Origin of the sequence: Streptomyces sp. NPDC059853, assembly GCF_042731495.1 — a bacterium.
In the GTDB taxonomy this organism is placed as follows: Bacteria; Actinomycetota; Actinomycetes; order Streptomycetales; family Streptomycetaceae; genus Streptomyces.
The window spans coordinates 1-226 of the sequence record NZ_JBHWJL010000449.1; the positions used below are offsets into that span (position 1 = coordinate 1).

At 79.2% G+C, this 226-nt stretch carries 1 protein-coding gene; it reads left to right on the forward strand.

Annotated elements, in window-relative coordinates; all coding sequences use genetic code 11:
- Positions 1 to 226 (forward strand): AroM family protein (locus ACFV5N_RS26545; RefSeq protein WP_385604697.1); only part of this gene is annotated, 226 nt, incomplete at both ends.

Consider the following 226-nt stretch of genomic DNA (forward strand, 5'->3'; position numbering starts at 1 on the left):
GCCCTGGGCCACCACGCGCTGCTGCCCCGGATGGAGCGCGCGGTGGCCCGCGCCGAGGCGGACGGCGCGGCGGCCACCCTCGTGCTGTGCACCGGGAACTTCCCGCGGCTGGCGGCCACCCGCCCGCTGCTGTTCGCCGAGCCCCTGGTCCAGCGCGCCGTCGCCGCCCTCACCGGCACCGGTCCGGTCGGCATCTGCTGCCCGCACCCCGACCAGGAGGCGGATG